The sequence below is a fragment of the Starkeya nomas genome, from assembly GCF_902703545.1.
Lineage (GTDB): Bacteria > Pseudomonadota > Alphaproteobacteria > Rhizobiales > Xanthobacteraceae > Ancylobacter > Ancylobacter moscoviensis.
Window position 1 is genome coordinate 2,471,596 of record NZ_CACSAS010000001.1, and the last position, 18,210, is coordinate 2,489,805.

Genomic DNA, 18,210 nt, shown 5'->3' on the forward strand with positions numbered 1-18,210 from the left:
GATGCTACAAAGACTTGCGCTTGCGTTCGGCCTGCTGCTGCTCGGCCCGCTCCTGGCCACCGCGCATGGCCCGACGCCGCAGCGCGCCGACGAGACCCTCGCCATTGCCGCCCCGCCCGACGCCGTATGGAAGCTCGTCTCCGGCTTCGGCACGATCGGCGACTGGCACCCGCTGGTCCAGAAGGTCGCCGTCACCGGCGGCGAGGCGGCCGGCGCCGAGCGTGTGCTCACCCTCGCCAAGGGCGAGATCACCGAAGGGCTCGACGAGGTCGATACGGGCGCGAAGCGCCTCTCCTACCGCCTGCTGAAGGAGAATCCGGAAGCCCTGCCCGTCAGCTTCTACACCGCCACCATCGAGGTGAAGCCGGCGGGCGACGGCAGCGAGGTGGCATGGAGCGCCCGCTTCTACCGCGCCGACACCACCAACGAGCCGCCGGAAGACCGCAACGACGAGGCCGCCGTGGCGGCGATGACCGACTTCATCAAGCAGGGGCTGGAAGGGCTTAAGGCGAAGGCCGCCGGCAAATGACGCGCCGATACGCCGGGCTGGCCGCGCCCCTCCTCGCGGCCGCCCTCCTCGCTCCTGCTCCGGTGGCGGCGCAGGAGGGGCCCGGTCCCGTCGCCGCCATCGTCTCCCAGCAGGCGGGCGCGGTGACGCTCGTCGACGTCCGCGCCGCGCGCCGGCTGGCGGAGATAAAGACCCCCCGGGTCCCCGCCGCCCTCGCCGCGGCGCCGGACGGGCGCACCCTCTACGTCACCCATCCCGACCTCGGCCTCGTCTCGCGCATCGACGTCGCCGCGCGCCGGGTGGAAACGAGCTTCCCGGTGGGCAAGGAGCCCTTCGGCATCGCCGTGATCGAGGACGGCCGCGCGCTGCTGGTCAGCGACTGGAGCGCGGATGCGCTGATCCGCCTCGACGCGGCGACCGGCCGGGAGACCGCTCGCGCCGCCGTCGGCCGTTCACCGGCGGGCCTCGTCGTCGAGCCCCGCTCCGGGCGCACTTATGTCGCCGACCGCGAAAGCAACCAGATCAGCGTGGTCGACATCGCCACGATGCGGCGCGTTGCCGTCGTTCCGACAGGCAAGGCGCCCTTCGCGCTCGCTTTGTCGCCGGATGGCGGCCAACTCTACGTCGCCAATGTGCAGAGCAACGATCTCTCGATCGTCGAGACCGCGACCACGCGCGAGGTGGCGCGGATCCGCATCGGCCTGATGCCCTACGGGGTCGCCGTCTCAGCGGATGGCGCGACCGTCGCCGTCACCAGCCAGCAGAGCGGCAAGGTCGCCCTGCTCGACCGTGCGACGCGCAAGGTCATCGGCGAGGCCAGAACCGGCGACTATCCCGAGGGCGCCGCGATCACCACGGACGGGCGCCTCGTCGTCGCCAACTGGGCCGACGACAGCCTCTGCCTCATCGTCCTGAGCGAGCCGCCCTCCTGCCGCCAGCATGTGCCGGTGGCGACCGGACCGCGCAACATCACGATCCTCGCACCCTAAGTAACTCGCGCCCCGGGAACCGCGGCGCGCGACGGCGGCTCAGTTTCTCAGCCCGGGCGCTTCCTGCCCGGTGCGCGCGACATATTCCGTATAGCCGCCGCCATACTGGTGGATTCCGTCCGGCGTCAGCTCCAGCACCCGGTTCGACAGCGCGGCGAGGAAATGCCGGTCGTGCGAAACGAAGAGCATCGTGCCCTCGTAATTCGCCAGCGCGGCGATCAGCATCTCCTTGGTGGCGATGTCGAGATGGTTGGTCGGCTCGTCCAGCACGAGGAAGTTCGGCGGGTCGTAGAGCATCTTCGCCATCACAAGGCGCGCCTTCTCGCCGCCCGAGAGCACGCGGCACCGCTTCTCCACGTCGTCGCCGGAGAAGCCGAAGCAGCCGGCGAGCGAGCGGAGCGAACCCTGCGCCGCCTGCGGGAAAGCGTCTTCCAGCGCCTGGAACACGGTGCGCTCGCCATCCAGCACTTCCATGGCGTGCTGGGCGAAATAGGCCATCTTCACGCTTCCGCCGAGCGCGACGCTGCCGCCGTCGGGCTCCGTCGCGCCGGTCACCAGCTTGAGCAGCGTCGATTTTCCGGCGCCGTTGACGCCCATCACCGCCCAGCGCTCGCGCCGGCGCACATGGAAGTCGAGCCCGTCATAGATGCGGCGCGCGCCATAGCTCTTGTGCACGTTCTTCAGGCTGACCACGTCCTCGCCCGAGCGCGGCGCCGGCTGGAACTCGAAGGCCACCGTCTGCCGGCGGCGCGGCGGCTCGACGCGCTCGATCTTGTCGAGCTTCTTCACCCGGCTCTGCACCTGCGCGGCATGGGAGGCGCGCGCCTTGAAGCGCTCGATGAAGGCGATCTCCTTGGCGAGCATGGCCTGCTGGCGCTCGAACTGCGCCTGCTGCTGCTTGTCCGCGAGCGCCCGCTGCTGGGCGTAGAACTCGTAGTCGCCGGAATAGCTGGTGAGCGTACCGGCATCGATCTCGATCACCTTGTTGACGATGCGGTTCATGAAGGCGCGGTCGTGCGAGGTCATCATCAGCGCGCCGTCGAAATTCTTCAGGAACGCCTCGAGCCAGATCAGGCTCTCGATATCGAGATGGTTGGAGGGCTCGTCGAGCAGCATCACGTCCGGGCGCATGAGCAGGATGCGGGCAAGCGCGACGCGCATCTTCCAGCCGCCGGAGAGCTTGCCGACATCGCCGTCGATCATCTCCTGGCTGAAGCCGAGGCCGGCCAGCACCTCGGCGGCACGGCCCTCCAGCGAATAACCGTCGAGCTCTTCGAAGCGGCCCTGCACCTCGCCGTAGCGCTCGATGATCGCGTCCATCTCGTGGGCGCGGTCGGGGTCGACCATGGCGGCCTCCAGCTCGCGCAGCTCGGCGGCGATTGTGCTGACGGGGCCGGCGCCGTCCATCACCGCGGCGAGCACGGTCTGGCCGGCCATCTCGCCCACGTCCTGGCTGAAATAGCCGATGGTGATGCCGCGATCGACCGAGACCTGGCCCTCGTCAGGGGCCTCCTCGCCGGTGATCAGGCGGAACAGCGTGGTCTTGCCGGCGCCGTTGGGTCCGACGAGACCCACCTTCTCGCCCTTCAGCAGCGTCGCGGACGCCTCGATGAAGACGATCTGCTTGCCGTTCTGTTTACCGATGGAGTCGAGCCGGATCATGCGCGCGGGAAACCCAGGATGAGGTGCGAAGGGATTGCGAGGCGCTTAGGCCATTTGGCGCGCCGGGGGAAGTGCGGCCAACGCGCGCCAGCCCCGCGCAGGCACGAACGGGACGAGAGGCCGTTCCAGTGATCCGGCGGGCGGCCGGATCATTCACATCCTTGTCTCGGCCGCCACGCAGCAACGGGCAAACCCGACCCGTCGGCACATATAGATTTTCTCGTCTTCATTTTAATTATTACAATGAACGAACAAGATATTTCGGTATTTTTACTTGACCTCAACCACCCCTCAGGTGTTCCCGTTCGCGCAAGAGCCTGTCCTTCCCCACGGGACCGGCGGATGATCGAGCGAGGATGAATCATGCGGACAGCTCCCCTGAAGCACGCCCTGCTTGTGCTCGCGCTGATGCTGTCCGCATTCGCCCCGTCCGCCCATGGCGAGGAGGCCAGGCCCACCACCAGCCGCCGCATCGTCGCCATCGGCGGCGCGGTGACGGAGACCCTCTACGCGCTCGGGCTGGAGGACCGCGTCGTCGCCGTCGACACGTCGAGCACCTATCCGCCCCGCGCGCTCGCCGGGAAGCCCAATGTCGGCTACATCCGCGCCCTCTCCCCCGAAGGCGTGCTCTCAGTCGGCCCCGAGCTCATCATCGCGCTCGACGGCGCCGGCCCGCCGGATGCGGTGAAGGTGCTGAAGTCCGCCGCCGTGCCCTTCGAGAGCATTCCCGAGGCCCGGAACGGCGAGGCCGTCGTCGCCAATATCCGCCGGATCGCGAAGCTGGCCGGCGTGCCGGAGCGCGGCGAGGAGCTGGCAAAGGCGGTGGAGAGCGATTTCGCCGCGCTCGCCGAGCTGCGCGGCCGCATCGCCACGCCGCGCGAGGCGGTGTTCGTGCTCTCCGCCTCCGGCGCCGCGCCGGTGGTCGGCGGCGCCGGCAGCAGCGCCGACGCGATGTTCGCCCTCGCCGGCATCGGCAACGCGCTGCGGGCGGTCGAAGGCTACAAGCCGGCGGTGGGCGAGGCGATCCTCGGCGCGGATCCTTATGCCATCGTCCTGATGAAGGACCGCAACCACGCCCTCGCCGACGACGCGATCCGGACCATGCCCGCCTTCGCCGGCACGAAGGCGGTAACGGAAGGCCATGTCTACCGCATCGACGGCGGCTACCTGCTCAGCTTCGGCCCCCGCACGCCGCAGGCGGCGCGCGATCTCGCCGCCATGATCTATCCCGAGCTGAACCTGCCGGCGCTGCCGACCCGCGCCTGGGCCAGCGCGGCGCCATGAGCGATGCCGCCCTCGCCATGACGGCAGGCACACGCTGGCGGCCGCGCCGCACCGGCCTCGCGCTCGGTGCCTGCCTCCTTCTGGTGGTGGTCGCCTTCATCGCCTCGCTGGCCATCGGCCCCGTCACCATCGCGCCCGGAAGGATCCTCGAAATCCTCGGTGCCGCCCTGCGCGGCGAGCGGGCGACCGGGGCGGCGCTGCGCGAGACCATCATCGTGCTCGACGTGCGCCTCCCCCGCACGCTGCTCGGCCTGCTGGTCGGCGGCGGCATCGCGCTCGCCGGCGCGATCACGCAGGGCATCTTCCGCAACCCGCTGGCCGATCCGGGACTGATCGGCATCTCCAGCGGCGCGGCCCTCGCCGCCGCCACCTGGATCGTGCTGGGCGGCTCGCTCGCTGCCGCGCTGACGCCGGCGCTGGCCGATGCCGGCCTGCCGCTGATGGCGTTCACCGGCGCGCTCGTCGCCACCGTCGCGCTCTATCTCATCTCGACCCGGGACGGGCGCACCTCAGTCGCGACCATGCTGTTCGCCGGCATCGCCCTCGGCGCGCTGGCCGCCGCCGGCACCGGCATGGTGGTGTTCGCCGCCTCCGACCAGCAGCTGCGCGACTTCACCTTCTGGACCTTCGGCTCGCTCGGCGGCGCCACCTGGCAGAAGGTGCTCGCCGCCCTGCCCTTCATGTTGCTGCTGGCGCTCATCGCGATGCGGCTCGGGCGGGCGCTCGACGCGCTGGCGCTGGGCGAGGCGGAAGCCTTCCATGTCGGCATCGACGTTCAGCGGACCAAATGGCTGGCGATCGTCGGCATCGCCGCCGGTGCCGGCGCCTCCGTCGCGGTGGCCGGCGTCATCGGCTTCGTCGGCCTCGTGGTGCCGCACCTGATCCGCATCCTGTTCGGCCCCGGCCACCAGCTGCTGCTGCCCTGCGCGGCGCTGCTCGGCGGAGCGCTGCTGCTGGGCGCCGACGTCGTCGCCCGCACGGCGGTGAGCCCGGCCGAGCTGCCGCTCGGCGTCGTCACCGCCGGCATCGGCGCGCCCTTCTTCCTCTGGCTGCTGCTGCGCCGCCGCGCGGCGCTGTTCGGCTGAGCCATGTACCGCGCGGACGACATCACCTTCGACGCTGCCGGCCGCCGGTTGCTCGACGGCGCGACCGCCGTCGCCGTCCCCGGCCGCGTCACCGTGCTGATCGGACCGAACGGCGCTGGCAAATCCACCCTGTTCAAGGTGCTGGCCGGCGAGCTGCGCCCGCGCCACGGGCGCGTCACGCTGGCCGGCGCCGACATCGCCGGCCTGCCGCCCGCCCGGCTCGCCCGGCTGCGGGCCGTACTGCCGCAGAGCGTGCACGTCGCCTTTCCGTTCAGCGTCGCGGAAGTGGTGGGGATCGGCGCCGCCGACGGGCGCCATGGACAGGCCCGCGTGGAGCGCGCGCTGGAGCGGGTCGAGCTCTCCGGGCTGATGGGTGCCGCCTATGATCGCCTGTCCGGCGGCGAAAAGCAGCGCGTGCAGCTCGCCCGCACCCTCGTCCAGCTCGAAGCCGGCGATGGGCCGGGCTACCTGCTTCTCGACGAGCCGACCGCGAGCCTCGACCTCGCCCAGCAGCTTCTGGTCCTGCGGCTGATGCGGGAGCTGGCGGAAGAAGGGGCCGGCGTCCTCGCCGTGCTGCACGATCTCAACCTCGCCGCCATGGCGGCCGACGAGATCGTCGCGCTGAAGGGCGGCCGCGTCATCGCCCGAGGCGTGCCGGCGGACGTCCTCACCGACGCCCGCATCGCCGAACTCTACGGCATAACGGCGCGGATCGGCTGGGCGCCGTCCACGCCGTTCCTGCTGCCGCAATCGGCGCAGCGCTGACCGGCGGACCGGCCCGCGTCGTCGTCTAGCCTCAGGCGAACTCTTCGCCGATCAGCTTCTCCACATGGTCGAAGGCCGCCGTCGCCGCGCTTTCGACGCGCGCGTCCTCCGCCGGCGTCAGCTCGACCGCATCGAGCGCGGCGGTGAAGCGCCGCCAGTGCAGGCCGCGCCCGTCGGGATGGCCCGCCAGATGGCGCGCGCCGAATTCGTCGGAGAAGCCAAGCTTCACGGCTTCCTTGGCGAGGAAGGCCGCGCCCATGTTCGATCCCTCGACGACATAGAGCCAGCCCAGCGCCTCCGGCGTCTCCAGCGCCGGGCCCAGATCGGCCTGCGGCAGCACGAGGCCGAGATCGGCGAAGTCCTGCTCCAGCGCCGCGAGCCGCGACCGGGCCGCGAGGTCCGGCAGCAGCGGCTGCAGCGCCGCGTCCGCGTAGAGCGTCTCGACCCGGCGATGCAGGCGGTACTGGAAGCGCAGGAAGCGCTCATAGGCCTGACGGCTCGCAAAGGGCGCGGCCGCCATAACCCCGTTATCCACCCGCTCGTGAGCCGCGGAAGAGACGGCCTTGAGGCGCTTGGCCCGGCTCGGCGTCTCGATTTCGGCATGTATCGTCATTGTAGGCTCCCTCTCATCCTGCCACCCGGGCAGGCGCGCAATCACTTGACGTAGCGGGCCGGCTGCGCCGCCGACGCCACCTCGCCGCCACCGAAGCGGACGGTCAGCCCGGCCTTGACCGTCAGGCCCGCGCTCGGCAGGAACGTCTGGTACTGGGTGTACTGCTCATCCAGCAGGTTCTCGACCGAGAGCCGCCACAGCGTGTTCTCGTTCGGCTGGTAGCCGGCATAGAGGCTCACCAGGTTGAAACTGTCGGTCGGCTCGTAGACCGAATTGGTCGGCAGGTCGGAAGCCTTCACCGCCGCGACGGCGGTCCAGCGCACGGCGAGCGTCAGCTTGTCGTCCAGGAAGCGGAAGCCGAGGGTCGTGGTGAGCTGGTCCGGCTGGATGGTGGAAAGCGGCTGCCCGGCATCCGGCCCAGCCGACACCTCGCCTTCAGAGACCTGGCCGGAGAGGCCGAGGAACCACTTGCGGGCATCGTAGACGCCCTCGAACTCGAAGCCCTTCAGCCGCGCTTCCTGCACGTTCTGGTACTGGGCATATCCCGGCACGCCCATGTTGAGCGGGAAGCACATGCTCGGCCGGCTCGGGATCGGGCAGATCGTCGAGGTGGGGTCGCCGAACTCGACCAGCTCGATGTAGTCGTCGACGTCGTTCTGGTAGTAGTTGGCCTTGATCCGCAGCTTGTCGCCGGCGGTGAACAGGTCGTCCTGCTTGATGTTGATGCCGACTTCCTTGTTCTTGCCGACTTCGGCCCGCAGGCCGGGATTGGGCAGGAAGTAGAACATCGTGCCGGGCGTGTTGAAGGGCAGCGGATGCGGCCCGCTGACCAGCGCCTCGGTGACGGACGGGGCGCGGTAGCCTTCCGCATAGGTGCCGTAGACGGTCAGCCAGGACCAGGGCGTGACGCCGAGGGTGAACTTCGGCGAGACGCGGTCGCCGCTGGTGCCGCCGCCGCCTTCCGCGTTCAGCGAATAGGCGTCGTAGCGCACGGCCGCGATCGCCTCCAGCCAGGTGGAATAGTTGCCCTTCCACTGCACGAAGGCGCCGCCGACGCCGCGGTCGCCCGAGGGGTTGTAGCCCTCGCCGAAGCCGTACTCGTCGATGTTGTCCACGTCGTCGTGGAAATAGTCGCCGCCGACGGTGATGGCGTTGTTCCAGTCGCCCCAGCTGAAGCGGCTGGTGTTGTTGGCGTCGAAGCCGACCGTGTCGATGGTGAAGCTGCGCGGATCACCGACCGCGCCGGTGATCGGGTTGGAGCTGCCGGAAACCTTCACCTGGTCCTGCTCGACCTGGTTCCAGTAGACGGTGCTGCGCCAGTCGAACAGGTTGTCGTCGGGGTTCTCGTAGTTCCAGCTCGCCGTCACCGAGCGGTTGGCGACTTCCGTGCCGTATTGGGTCGCCGTGGCGCTCTCGTCGTTGCTGGTGGTGTACTGGCTCTCGTAGTTGAGGCCGGTCAGCTTGATCTCGTGGAAGTCCGCCGGGCGGAAGGTCGCCTTGGCGATGCCGGTCCAGGTTTCGTAGTCGGTGTCGGGCACCACGTCGCCATTGCCGTCGTCATAGGCGTCCTGCTTGCGGTAGGTGCCGCCGACGAACAGGTCGACATTCTCACCCACGCGCGCCGCGCCGAGCACGGAGCCGTAGCCCATCGGCCCGTTGCTGCCGGCCTCGGCGTCCGCCTCGACGCCCCAGCTCTTGCCCTCCGCAATGATGTCGTCCGCATCCTTGGTGCGCATGGTGACGACACCGCCGATGGCGCCCGAGCCGTAGATGTTCGACACCGGGCCGCGCACCACGTCGACGTCGGCGATCAGGCCCGGCTCCAGGAAGAAGGAGCCGGCACCGTTGGCATGGCCGAGCTGGGTGAAGTTCTGCCGCGCGCCGTCGACGATCACCGCGACGCGGCCGAAATCCTGCAGGCCGCGAATGTTGATGGAGGCCTGCGACGAGTTGCCGTTCTGGATCGCGGTCACGCCCGGCATGCCGCGGAACAGGTCCGCGGTACGGGAGGGCATGATCATCTCGAGCTGGTCCTCGCGCACCACGCTGACACCCGCCAGCGTGTCGATCCAGTTCTCCGTCGTGCGCGTCGCCACCACCGTCACGGGGTCGAGTTCGATGAACTCGTCGCTGAGCACCACCTGCGCCGTGGAGGCGGGCTCGCCGGCCGGGGAAGACGCCTGCTGGGCGGCTGCGGGTACGGCGGCGAGGAGCGCCAGCCAGGACACGCCCCAGCCGGCCGCGCGGGCGACGCCGGAAAGAGAGTGTCCGTTGGAAAGAATACGCCCCTGCCGGCTCGCCATTCGCATCGTCGTCTGTCCCCGAGGGCGCGCTGGCGCCCGCTTCCCATGAAGACGCTGCCTTACGCTGCGCCCGTTTCAGCGGGGACAGATATTGAAAGTAAATATTTGAGTCAAATCACGTATATATTTGATTTTTAGGAATTCTACTTCAAGCCAACTCCTGGAACGATTAAAATCTGAATCGGTTTAATCGCTCCAGAAAAGGCCATTATTCATATATATAATAATTATAAACTGAATAAACGATACTCATGCGCATGGGCAATGCCCAATTTCCGGGCAGAGATGCGTTCTATTCGCAAGAAATGCTCTTTAGCTGAAAAGCGGACTGATTCTCTCCCATCCGCGCGGAACACGACGGGGAGCATACGGCGCCGCTCGCCGGCACCCGCCCCCTACCCCGGCCGGCATCTCCCGCGCAGGCGCAACCGCAGGACCGCCCCGACGGCTGCAGGGCGCGTCGTCGGATCGCCCTCGCCCTTCCCCTCGCCGATCCCGGACGGACGGCGGCGGGTTCGTACCGTACAGCGCAAAAGCTCCCGGCCGCGCCTTACCTTTGAGCCGGCCGGCGGCGGGACGCGGTGCGATATCATCGTCCGGCCATGCCCGTTCGGCCCGTCCTCGGGCTCCGAGCGACCGATGAAGGTCGCCCCCCGCTCCTCGGCGTCGGAAGGCCGCAGGTCGGTCAGGGCCTCCGGCGGGAAGAACGTTCCCCCGCTCATGATGAAGGTCAGCGCCTGCAGCGCCAGTTGCGGCGTGGTCATCGTCGGCACGAAGCCCTGCGCCCCGTGCCGCAGCGCCTGCAGCGCTTCCTGCGGCCCGTTCCGGTCCGACCAGATGACCATCGGCGCGTCGGGATAGAGATATTGCAGCCGGGCGAGCCAGCCCAGCGACAGCCGGTCGACGACCGACAGGTGCCCCAGGCTGAGGATGACCATCCGATAAGTGTGGGAAGGCTGCTCGCCCTCCTCCGCCGCGGAGGGGTCCATGAGGTCCAGCTCGACCCCATGAAGCTGCGCCCAATCCCGCAGCAACCCCTTGATGCCCACCCCGCGAAGCGGGAGGACATCGGCGATGAGCACCCTCGGCTCGAGCTCCTTGATGACCGCTTCCGGCAAGACCGCACCCAATACTCGTTGGCATCCCCATCCCGTGCAGGGCCGCCGCCGTGCCGGCGAGCGATCCATGCCATCGGGAACGAACACAACGAATATTGCGCAATACTAAGTAAAAACAAATATATCAGAAGATGTATAGCCGAAACTACATCCACCTAACGCAAGACATTCTCATACAAAAGCGGAATAACGCTTCCGGTACCGGATCGGGCACCAGAACAATGCCGGGCGCCTAGAGAACCGAGCCGACTACCTGCCCGTTCACGGCGCGTACGCCGTCCGGCTCTGCCCCGGCCAGCGAGCAGGGACGCGCCGGCTCGTCGAGACCGCCGACGGCGGCATCGGCTTCCTCGTTCCCGGAGACCGCCTCGACGCTGCACAGCGCCGCCTGCGTCCGGTTGGTCGCGCCCAGCTTGCGCATGATCTGGCGCATGTGGACCTTCACGGTCGACTCGCACATCGACAGCTCGCGCGCGATCACCTTGTTCGAGTGACCGTGCTGGAGCAGCCGCCACACCGCCGCCTGGCGCTCGGTCAGGCCGGAGCACTGCACGCGGTATCGCGCCGTGACCGTCGTGGGACCGGTACGTCGCCATTCGGCGCTGTAGGTGCCGGCCTGCGCCTGGAGCAGCGCGCTGGGCGGAAAGTACACGCCGCCGCCAAGGATGAACCGCAGCGCCTGAAACACGATGGCGGGCGGCATCTGCGCGCTGATGAAGCCGCGAACCCCGGCCTTCAGCGCCTCGATCACCTCATGCGCGTTGTCGCCTTCGGAGATGATGACCAGCGGCACGTCGGGCAATGCCTGCCGCAGCCGGTCGATCCGCGCGCGCCACTCGCCGACGGCGGTAGCGACGTAGCCTGAGTTGTAGACGAGCAGTTCCGGGCGACGCTCAATATGATCTAGCCGGTCGGAGCTGTCCGCCTCGATTGTATCCAATGAAACTCGCTCTTCGAGAGCCCAATCCCGCAGCAGGGATTTGATGCTCGCGCGTCTCAAAGGTAGGTCGTCTAACAAAACTATACTAACGCAGCCCGCTTTCTCTACACCTTCTTCGGTCATGATACTTTTCCTCCACCGGCCAACTTCACCATGAAGATGATCCCGGCCCCGCAAGATAGAGTTCAAGCACGTTAACCCGCCGAATGTCATATTATAGCCTCCCGAGCGGTTTTGCCACCGCAAGTTCAGCTAAAAGCCGCACCCTACTCGCCGCCGGAAACAGGCAAAAGACATTGTAGTCACCCGCACATTTCCATCTAAAATCCACGAATACTTAAGTCCTGAACGCCCGCGGAACCGTCCCGGCATATATTGCCTAGGCTTCCCGGAAGCTCCTGCGCATGACATTGCGGAAGGGCTCGGCCAGATAGTCCAGAAATGTACGTTCTTTCGATACGATCAACACCTCCGCGGGCATGCCCGGCTGGAGCTCGATCAGGTCGTTGAACTGCTTCAGCTCGCTCGGGTCCACCTCGACCCGCGCCATGTAGTAGGTCTGGCCGGTGGTCTCGTCGACCATGGCGTCGGCGGAAACCGACCGGACCACGCCGTCGATCCGCGGCAGCGCCCAGCGCGAGAAGGCCGTGAGGTGCACCTGCGCCGCCAGTCCGGGATGCACCACGTCGATATCGACGGGCGAGATGCGCGCTTCGATCAGCAGCGTTTCCTCGACCGGCACGATATCCAGGATCGGCTCGCCGGCCTTGATGACGCCGCCTATCGTCTTGAAGCGAAGATTGACCACGGTGCCGTTCACCGGCGCCGTGATGATCGTCCGCTCGTAGATGTCGCGGCTGGACTGCAGGCGCTCGGTCACGTCGGCGAGCTCGACCCGCACCTTGTCCATCTGCTCGGACACCGCGTCGGCGCGTTCGGCGTCGAGCGCGAGGATCTGTACCTCGGTTTCGCCGATCTGCTGCTCCGCCCGCGAGATCATGCCGAGATACTCGCCGCGCCGGCCTTCGATCTCGGCCCGTGCGCGCTCCAGGCTCAGAACCTCCGCCTTGCGGATGAGGTCCTTCTGCAGCAGGTAGCGCTTGCCCTTCAGCTCCTCGGCGATCAGCTCGAGCTGCTGGACGGCGGAGGATGCCTGCGCCTCCAGCGCCTTGATCTGGTGCTGCGACTGCTCGATGCGCCGGCGCAGGATCTCGCGCTGGCGCTGGTCCGAGTTGCGGCGGGTCTCGAACATCGTCCGCTGTCCTTCGAGAATGGTGGGCAGCTCGGGCGATTTCTCCGCCAGCAGTTCGTCGGGAAACCTGATTTCCTTCGCCCCTTCCTGTTCGGCGATGAGCCGGGCACGCATGGCGACGAGGGTCAGGTAGCGGTTCAGCTGCGTGCGCATCACCGTTTCCGGCTGGATGCTCTGCAGCACGACCAGAGGCTGGCCGGCAGTCACTTCGTCGCCGTCCTTCACGTTGAGGCGGGCAATGATGCCGCCTTCGAGATGCTGGACGACGCGCCGGCTGCCGTCCGGGCTGATGATGCCGGCCGCGACCGCGCCGCCCGCCAGCGGGGCGAGAAAGCCCCAGGCAAGGAAGCTGCCGAGGAAGGCGAGGATCATCATCCCGCCCATCCATTTCGGTCCGCGCACGGCCCGACGGAAGGAGGCCGCATCGCTGGCCGCCGACAGGCGTGGCGTGCCGTAACGGTCCAGCACGACAAGAGCTTTGGATTCGGAGCGCATGGCATTACCCCTGTGAAGCGGGTGCTGATGGCTGATCTGACTATCCGGCGGCTTCCGCCGTCAGACGCTCCTGTTGCTCCCTTTCGGCCGGCAGCGGCCCGGTCGCCGCCACGCGCAGCCGCTTGAGGATCTCGTCGCGGACGCCGAACGCCTCCACCCGCCCCTCCCGCAGCAGCAGGATCTTGTCCGCCTGGGCGATGGTCGAGGGCCGGTGCCCGACGATGAGCAGCGTAGCCCCCTTGGCCTTCATTTCCTCGATCGCCGCCGAGAGCGCCGCCTCGCCCGCCTGGTCGAGATTGGCGTTGGGCTCGTCGAGCACGATCAGCTTCGGCACACCGTAGATGGCCCGGGCCAGCCCGATGCGCTGGCGCTGCCCGCCGGAGAGCCGCAGCCCGCCGTCGCCGATCGGCGTGTCGTAGCCGTTCGGCAGCAGCTGGATCATCTCATGGGCGTGCGCCAGCATGGCGGCCTGGATCACGGCGGCCTCGTCCGTGCAGTTCATGCGGGCGATGTTGTCGCGCACCGTGCCGGGGAACAGCTCGGGCTCCTGCGGGAGATAGCCGATGTGACGGCCCAGTTCGTCCGGGTTCCAGTGCTTCAGGTCCGAGCCGTCGAGCCGCACCACCCCGCCGGTCGGCCGGGCGACGCCGACCAGAAGCCGGCACAGCGAACTCTTTCCGCTGGCGGAAGGGCCGATCACCGCGATCGCCTCGCCGGGCGCCGCCTGGAAGCTCACCTGCTGGAGCACCGGCGCCGACGAGCCCGGCGGCACGAAGCTGACATGCTGGAGGTTCACCTGCCCCTTCGGCTCCGGCAGGCTGATGCGGCGGCTCTCGTCCGGCAGGCTTTCCAGCCGCGTCTTCAGCCGGCCATAGGCGACGCGCGCCACCGAGAAATTGCGCCAGGTCGCCATGGCCATCTCGACCGGCGCCAGCGCGCGGCCGAGCAGGATCGACGAGGCGATCATGACGCCGCCCGACACCTGCCCCTTCAGAACCAGATAGGCGCCGAGCCCGAGAATGCCGGACTGCATGAAGAGCCGCGCGAACTTGGTCAGGCCGAGCAGGAAGGCGCCGCGCTCGCTCGCCTTCTGCGTCGCCTGCAGCCCGACATTGTTGGCCGTGCGCCAATGGTCGATCAGCGCCGGCAGCATGCCCATGGCGGAGACGACCTCGGCGTTTCGGATCGTGGTCTCGGCCTGCATCGTCGCGACGATCTGCGACTGGCTGGCCACCTGCGTCGACCGGCGGGTGATCGCCTCGTTGGCGAGGCCGAGCAGCAGCAGCACGATGGTCGAGGCGATGGCGAGCGTTCCCAGCGCCGGATGCAGCATCCAGATGAGCAGGAGATAGACCGGCGCCCAGGGCGCGTCGAAGAACACGCCCAGCCCCGGCGAGGAGATGAAGTTCTGGATCTGCTGCAGGTCGCGCAGCGGCTGCGCGCCGGAGCCGTCGCCCAGCAGCCGGGAACGGACGGAATGCGCCAGATAGACCGGCCCCAGCCGATCCGACAGCCATGTGCTCATCCGCACCGTCAGCACCGAGCGGATGCTGTCCAGCATGCCGAACAGCAGCAACGCCGCGGCGGCCATGACGGTGAGCATCACCAGCGTGTCGACATTGCCCGTCACCATGACCCGGTCGTAGACCTGCAGCATGTAGAGCGGCGAGGCCAGGGTCAGCAGGTTGATCGCCAGGCTGAACAGGATAAGCGGCCCCAGCGCCTGCCGGCACTGCGCCATGGCCAGTTCGAGATCCGTTTCGTTGTTGCGGAACCATTTGTCACGCGTCGACATCGAAGCCCCCGTTGCATGTGAGCGTGGTGCCCGAGGGCGGGCCGCGCGGGCCCGCCCCTCCCGTCAGGCGATCAGGTTCGGATTCACGAAGAGATCGGTGCTGAGGATCGTGTTGGCGGCCTGGGTGGCTGCAGTCGGATCCGCGGTCGTACCGACGATCACATAGGTCGTGTGGGTCGAGCCGGTGAGGCGCAAAGCGAGGTTGTTGCCCCCGGAAAGCTGCACCAGCGCGGCATTGCTCAGGCTGTTGACGTAGATGTCTTCCCCGGTCTGGTAGTCGGCGATCACATTGGTGCCGCCCATGATCTGGAAGATGTCCATCCCGGCCGTGCCGCCGTCCGAGATGCCGTCGCCGTACAGGGTCTTCGACCCCGTGCCGGTGGCGACCAGAAGGTCGGCGCCGCTGCCCCCGCGCATGATGTCGTTGCCGGCGCCGGAAACCAGCTTGTTGGCGCCCGTGCTGCCCAGCAGCGTGTCGGTGAAGGCCGAGCCGATCACCGCCTCGATGGTATTGAGCACGTCGCCGGCCGCGTGTCCGCCCGAGCCGAGCGTGCCCGCCGCCGGATTGGCGGAGAGCTGTATGGTCACGCCGGCGTTGGAGGCCGAGTAGTCGGCCGTATCGAACCCGTCGCCGCCCACCAGCGTGTCGGCGCCGAGCCCGCCGACGAGCCGGTCGTCGCCCGCCCCGCCCTCCAGCCGGTTGTCGCCGTCGCTGCCCGTGAGGACGTCGGCGAAGGCGGAGCCGGTCAGGTTCTCGATGCCGCTGAGCTGGTCGCCCTGCGCGTCGCCGCCGGAGCCGACCGTGGTCCCGGTGGAGCTGATCGACACGTTGACGCCGCTCGCCGAGGTCGAGTAGCTCGCCGTATCGACGCCGAGCCCGCCGATCAGCACATCCGCGCCGCCCTGGCCGCGCAGCGTGTCGTTGCCGTCGCCGCCTTCCAGCCGGTTGGCGCCGGCACTGCCCTGCAGCGTGTCGTTGAAGGCCGAGCCGATGATGTTCTCGATCTGGGCGATGATGTCGCCCTGCGCGTGGCCGCCGCTGCCCTGCGTCGCCTGGCCGGGCACATCGGTGAGGCCGAGGCCGACGGCGGCGTTCGATTCCGAATAGTCGACGGTATCCACGCCGTCGCCGCCGATCAGCGTGTCGGCGCCGAGCCCGCCGATCAGCCGGTCGTTGCCGGCCCCGCCATCGAGGCGGTTGTTGCCGGCTCCGGCCCTCAGCACGTCGTCATAGGCCGAACCGATGAGGTTCTCGATGTTGGTGAGCTGGTCGCCCTCGGCGTCACCGCCGACGCCGACTGTCGTCAGGCCCGCATCGATGGCGACGTTCACCCCGGCGGCGGAGGTCGAATATTCCGCCGTGTCCGTCCCGCCATTGCCGTTCAGCACGTCCGCGCCGGCCCCGCCGACGAGGGTGTCTCCCAGCTCGCCGCCCAGCAGCGTGTCGGCGAAGGCCGAGCCGATAATCCGCTCGATCAGGATCAGCGTGTCGCCCTCGGCATCCCCGCCCGTCCCGGTGCCCGCGGCGGTCGGATCGGCGGCGCTCGAATTGAGTTGGATCGTCACCGCCTCGTCCGAGGTCGAGTAGTCCGCCGTGTCGATGCCGCCCTGGCCGACCAGCGTGTCGGCGCCGCCGCCGCCGCGGAAGCTGTTGTTGCCGCCGTCACCCGCAAGAATGTCGTCGAACCCGGAGCCTATCACCGCCTCAATGGAGACGAGCGTGTCGCCCGCCGCCGCCCCCGAGGTCGCCCCCGCTCCGAGATCGACGCCGACCGCCCCGCCGGCCGAGTAGTCGGCCGTGTCGAAGCCCGCTCCGCCATCGAGGAGATCGTTGCCCGAACCGCCGTCGAGCCTGTCGTCGCCATCGCCGCCATACAGCAGGTCGTCGCCCGCGCCGCCGAGCAGGACGTCGTTGCCCTCCTCGCCATAGAGCTGGTCGAGGCCGTCGCCGGCGTTGAGGTCGTCGTCGCCGGCGCCGCCATAGAGCAGGTCGTCGCCCAGCGAGGCGTTCAGCCAGTCCTTGCCGCCGCCGCCCCGCAGCGTGTCGTTGCCGAAGCCGGCAATGAGCTGGTCGTCGCCCTCCCCGCCGTCCAGCAGGTCGTCGCCATCGCCACTGGTCAGCAGGTCGTCGCCATAGCCGCCATAGAGTTCGTCATTGCCGAAGCCGCCGACCAGCGTGTCGTTGCCGCCCCCGCCGAACAGCCGGTCATTGCCGGCGCCGCCGTCGAGCGTGTCGTTGCCGCCCGCCATCGTGTCGTTCACGCCGTCGGGAATGCCGTCACCATCATCGTCGTCCGGCACGCCGTTGCCGTCGACGTCGATGATCGTGTCGCCGATCAGCAGATCGTTGCCGTCGCCCCCGCGCAGCGTGTCGTTGCCGAGCATGCCGACGAGCTGGTTGTCGAGCGCGTTGCCCGAGAGCACGTCGTTGTAGGACGAGCCCGTGAGGTTCTCGATGCTCGTCAGCGTGTCGCCGGTGGCCTCGCCGCCCGCGCCGCGCGTCGACCTCAGCGGATCGAGATTGAGCGAGATGATGACCGCGGCCGGCGACGACGAATAGACGGCGGTGTCGATCCCGTCGCCGCCATTGAGCGTGTCGCCGCCCGCGCCGCCGTTCAGCACGTCGTTGCCGGCGCCGCCGTTCAGGCGATCGGTTCCGGCCCCGCCGACCAGCACGTCGTCGCTTTCCGCCGCGTTGAGCGTGTCGTTGCCGTCGCCGCCATCGAGCAGGTCGCCGCCGGTGGTGCCAGGGCGAATCGCGATGACGTCGTTGCCGGCAAGGCCCCGCACCTCGAAGCGCCCCGAGGCGGTGATCTCGACCGAGTCGCCGTTCGTCGTCAGGGTGCGGAGCTGATAGATGGGCGCCGACGTGGTCGACATGAGCCCCATCAGGGTCGAGGACGACTCCGCACCGGTCGAGCCACCCGTCAGGCTGCCGGCCGCCGCCAGGAGCGGCGAAGACGTCTTCAAAGATGAAGTCGGCGAATAAGATCGGGTTATCTTGATAGACGCCATAGTCCTTCCTCCCGCCGGCACAAAAACCCGCCAATAGCTGTATCAATTGAAGCTAATGCTTTGCTTGAGCGGGCAACAACGGCTCTGTCGTGGAAGCACCCTTAGAGGTATGACGCGCCATTGTAGGCAGTTGTCTGGATACACCTTAGGAGGTAGAGCCCAGATCGGGGCATGCCCAACACTTAGACAGCACAGGCGCTAAGTAACTCTTGTAAAATACGAAATATGTACGAACGAATTTTACCTCCACACCGCGCGCAGATACGATGCCAACAAACAATCCGGCAACAATGACTGGACAATAGACGTGCACACACGACAAGCCCTGGAGCGTGGAACGCCCCAGGGCTCTTTCGACCACCAAAGGATCGAACCGGATCTCCGGC

Annotated in this window: 13 protein-coding genes; 5 read left to right on the plus strand and 8 right to left on the minus strand. The window is 68.1% G+C overall.

Annotated features, from left to right (window positions below):
* Window position 1: 1 nt before the first annotated feature.
* The gene (locus STARVERO_RS12040; RefSeq protein WP_144342647.1) at window positions 2–529 is read left to right on the plus strand and encodes an SRPBCC family protein; all 528 of its coding nucleotides are present in this window, start codon (window positions 2–4) and stop codon (window positions 527–529) included.
* Window positions 526–1,497 (plus strand): YncE family protein, encoded by a 972-nt coding sequence (locus tag STARVERO_RS12045; RefSeq protein WP_159599005.1) that lies wholly within the window; start codon window positions 526–528, stop codon window positions 1,495–1,497. The genes STARVERO_RS12040 and STARVERO_RS12045 overlap by 4 nt, the downstream gene beginning before the upstream one ends.
* 39 nt (window positions 1,498–1,536) lie before the next feature.
* Here the strand turns inward: STARVERO_RS12045 and STARVERO_RS12050 are convergent, their stop codons facing one another.
* Entirely contained in the window at window positions 1,537–3,159 is a 1,623-nt protein-coding gene (locus STARVERO_RS12050) for an ABC-F family ATP-binding cassette domain-containing protein (RefSeq protein ID WP_159599006.1), read from the minus strand.
* A 363-nt stretch (window positions 3,160–3,522) separates the two neighbouring features.
* On the opposite strand from STARVERO_RS12050, the gene STARVERO_RS12055 reads away from it, so the two are divergent.
* The 3 genes from STARVERO_RS12055 to STARVERO_RS12065 are packed head-to-tail and all read left to right on the plus strand — an operon-like array spanning window position 3,523 to window position 6,293.
* The gene (locus STARVERO_RS12055; protein ID WP_244616747.1) at window positions 3,523–4,443 is read left to right on the plus strand and encodes a heme/hemin ABC transporter substrate-binding protein; all 921 of its coding nucleotides are present in this window, start codon (window positions 3,523–3,525) and stop codon (window positions 4,441–4,443) included.
* Complete coding sequence (locus STARVERO_RS12060; RefSeq protein ID WP_244616748.1) at window positions 4,440–5,528, plus strand: FecCD family ABC transporter permease; 1,089 nt, start codon at window positions 4,440–4,442, stop codon at window positions 5,526–5,528. Before STARVERO_RS12055 ends, STARVERO_RS12060 begins: the two co-directional genes overlap by 4 nt.
* 3 nt (window positions 5,529–5,531) lie before the next feature.
* Entirely contained in the window at window positions 5,532–6,293 is a 762-nt protein-coding gene (locus tag STARVERO_RS12065; protein WP_159599007.1) for a heme ABC transporter ATP-binding protein, read from the plus strand.
* 31 nt (window positions 6,294–6,324) lie between these two features.
* Here the strand turns inward: STARVERO_RS12065 and STARVERO_RS12070 are convergent, their stop codons facing one another.
* From STARVERO_RS12070 to STARVERO_RS12100, 7 genes are all read right to left on the minus strand, one after another.
* Window positions 6,325–6,906: a biliverdin-producing heme oxygenase gene (locus STARVERO_RS12070; protein WP_159599008.1), complete on the minus strand. Its 582-nt coding sequence runs from the start codon at window positions 6,904–6,906 to the stop codon at window positions 6,325–6,327.
* 41 nt (window positions 6,907–6,947) lie between these two features.
* Complete coding sequence (locus STARVERO_RS12075) at window positions 6,948–9,209, minus strand: TonB-dependent hemoglobin/transferrin/lactoferrin family receptor (RefSeq protein WP_159599009.1); 2,262 nt, start codon at window positions 9,207–9,209, stop codon at window positions 6,948–6,950.
* A gap of 395 nt (window positions 9,210–9,604) precedes the next feature.
* Window positions 9,605–10,327: a hypothetical protein gene (locus STARVERO_RS12080; RefSeq protein WP_159599010.1), complete on the minus strand. Its 723-nt coding sequence runs from the start codon at window positions 10,325–10,327 to the stop codon at window positions 9,605–9,607.
* Window positions 10,328–10,559: 232 nt separating this feature from the next.
* Window positions 10,560–11,267: a LuxR C-terminal-related transcriptional regulator gene (locus STARVERO_RS12085; protein ID WP_159599011.1), complete on the minus strand. Its 708-nt coding sequence runs from the start codon at window positions 11,265–11,267 to the stop codon at window positions 10,560–10,562.
* Window positions 11,268–11,646: 379 nt separating this feature from the next.
* On the minus strand, window positions 11,647–13,014 hold the full coding sequence (locus STARVERO_RS12090; RefSeq protein ID WP_159599012.1) for an HlyD family type I secretion periplasmic adaptor subunit: 1,368 nt from the start codon (window positions 13,012–13,014) through the stop codon (window positions 11,647–11,649).
* Between the two features lie 40 nt (window positions 13,015–13,054).
* Entirely contained in the window at window positions 13,055–14,809 is a 1,755-nt protein-coding gene (locus tag STARVERO_RS12095) for a type I secretion system permease/ATPase (protein ID WP_159599013.1), read from the minus strand.
* A gap of 63 nt (window positions 14,810–14,872) precedes the next feature.
* Entirely contained in the window at window positions 14,873–17,689 is a 2,817-nt protein-coding gene (locus STARVERO_RS12100) for a beta strand repeat-containing protein (RefSeq protein ID WP_244616749.1), read from the minus strand.
* Window positions 17,690–18,210 lie beyond the last annotated feature (521 nt).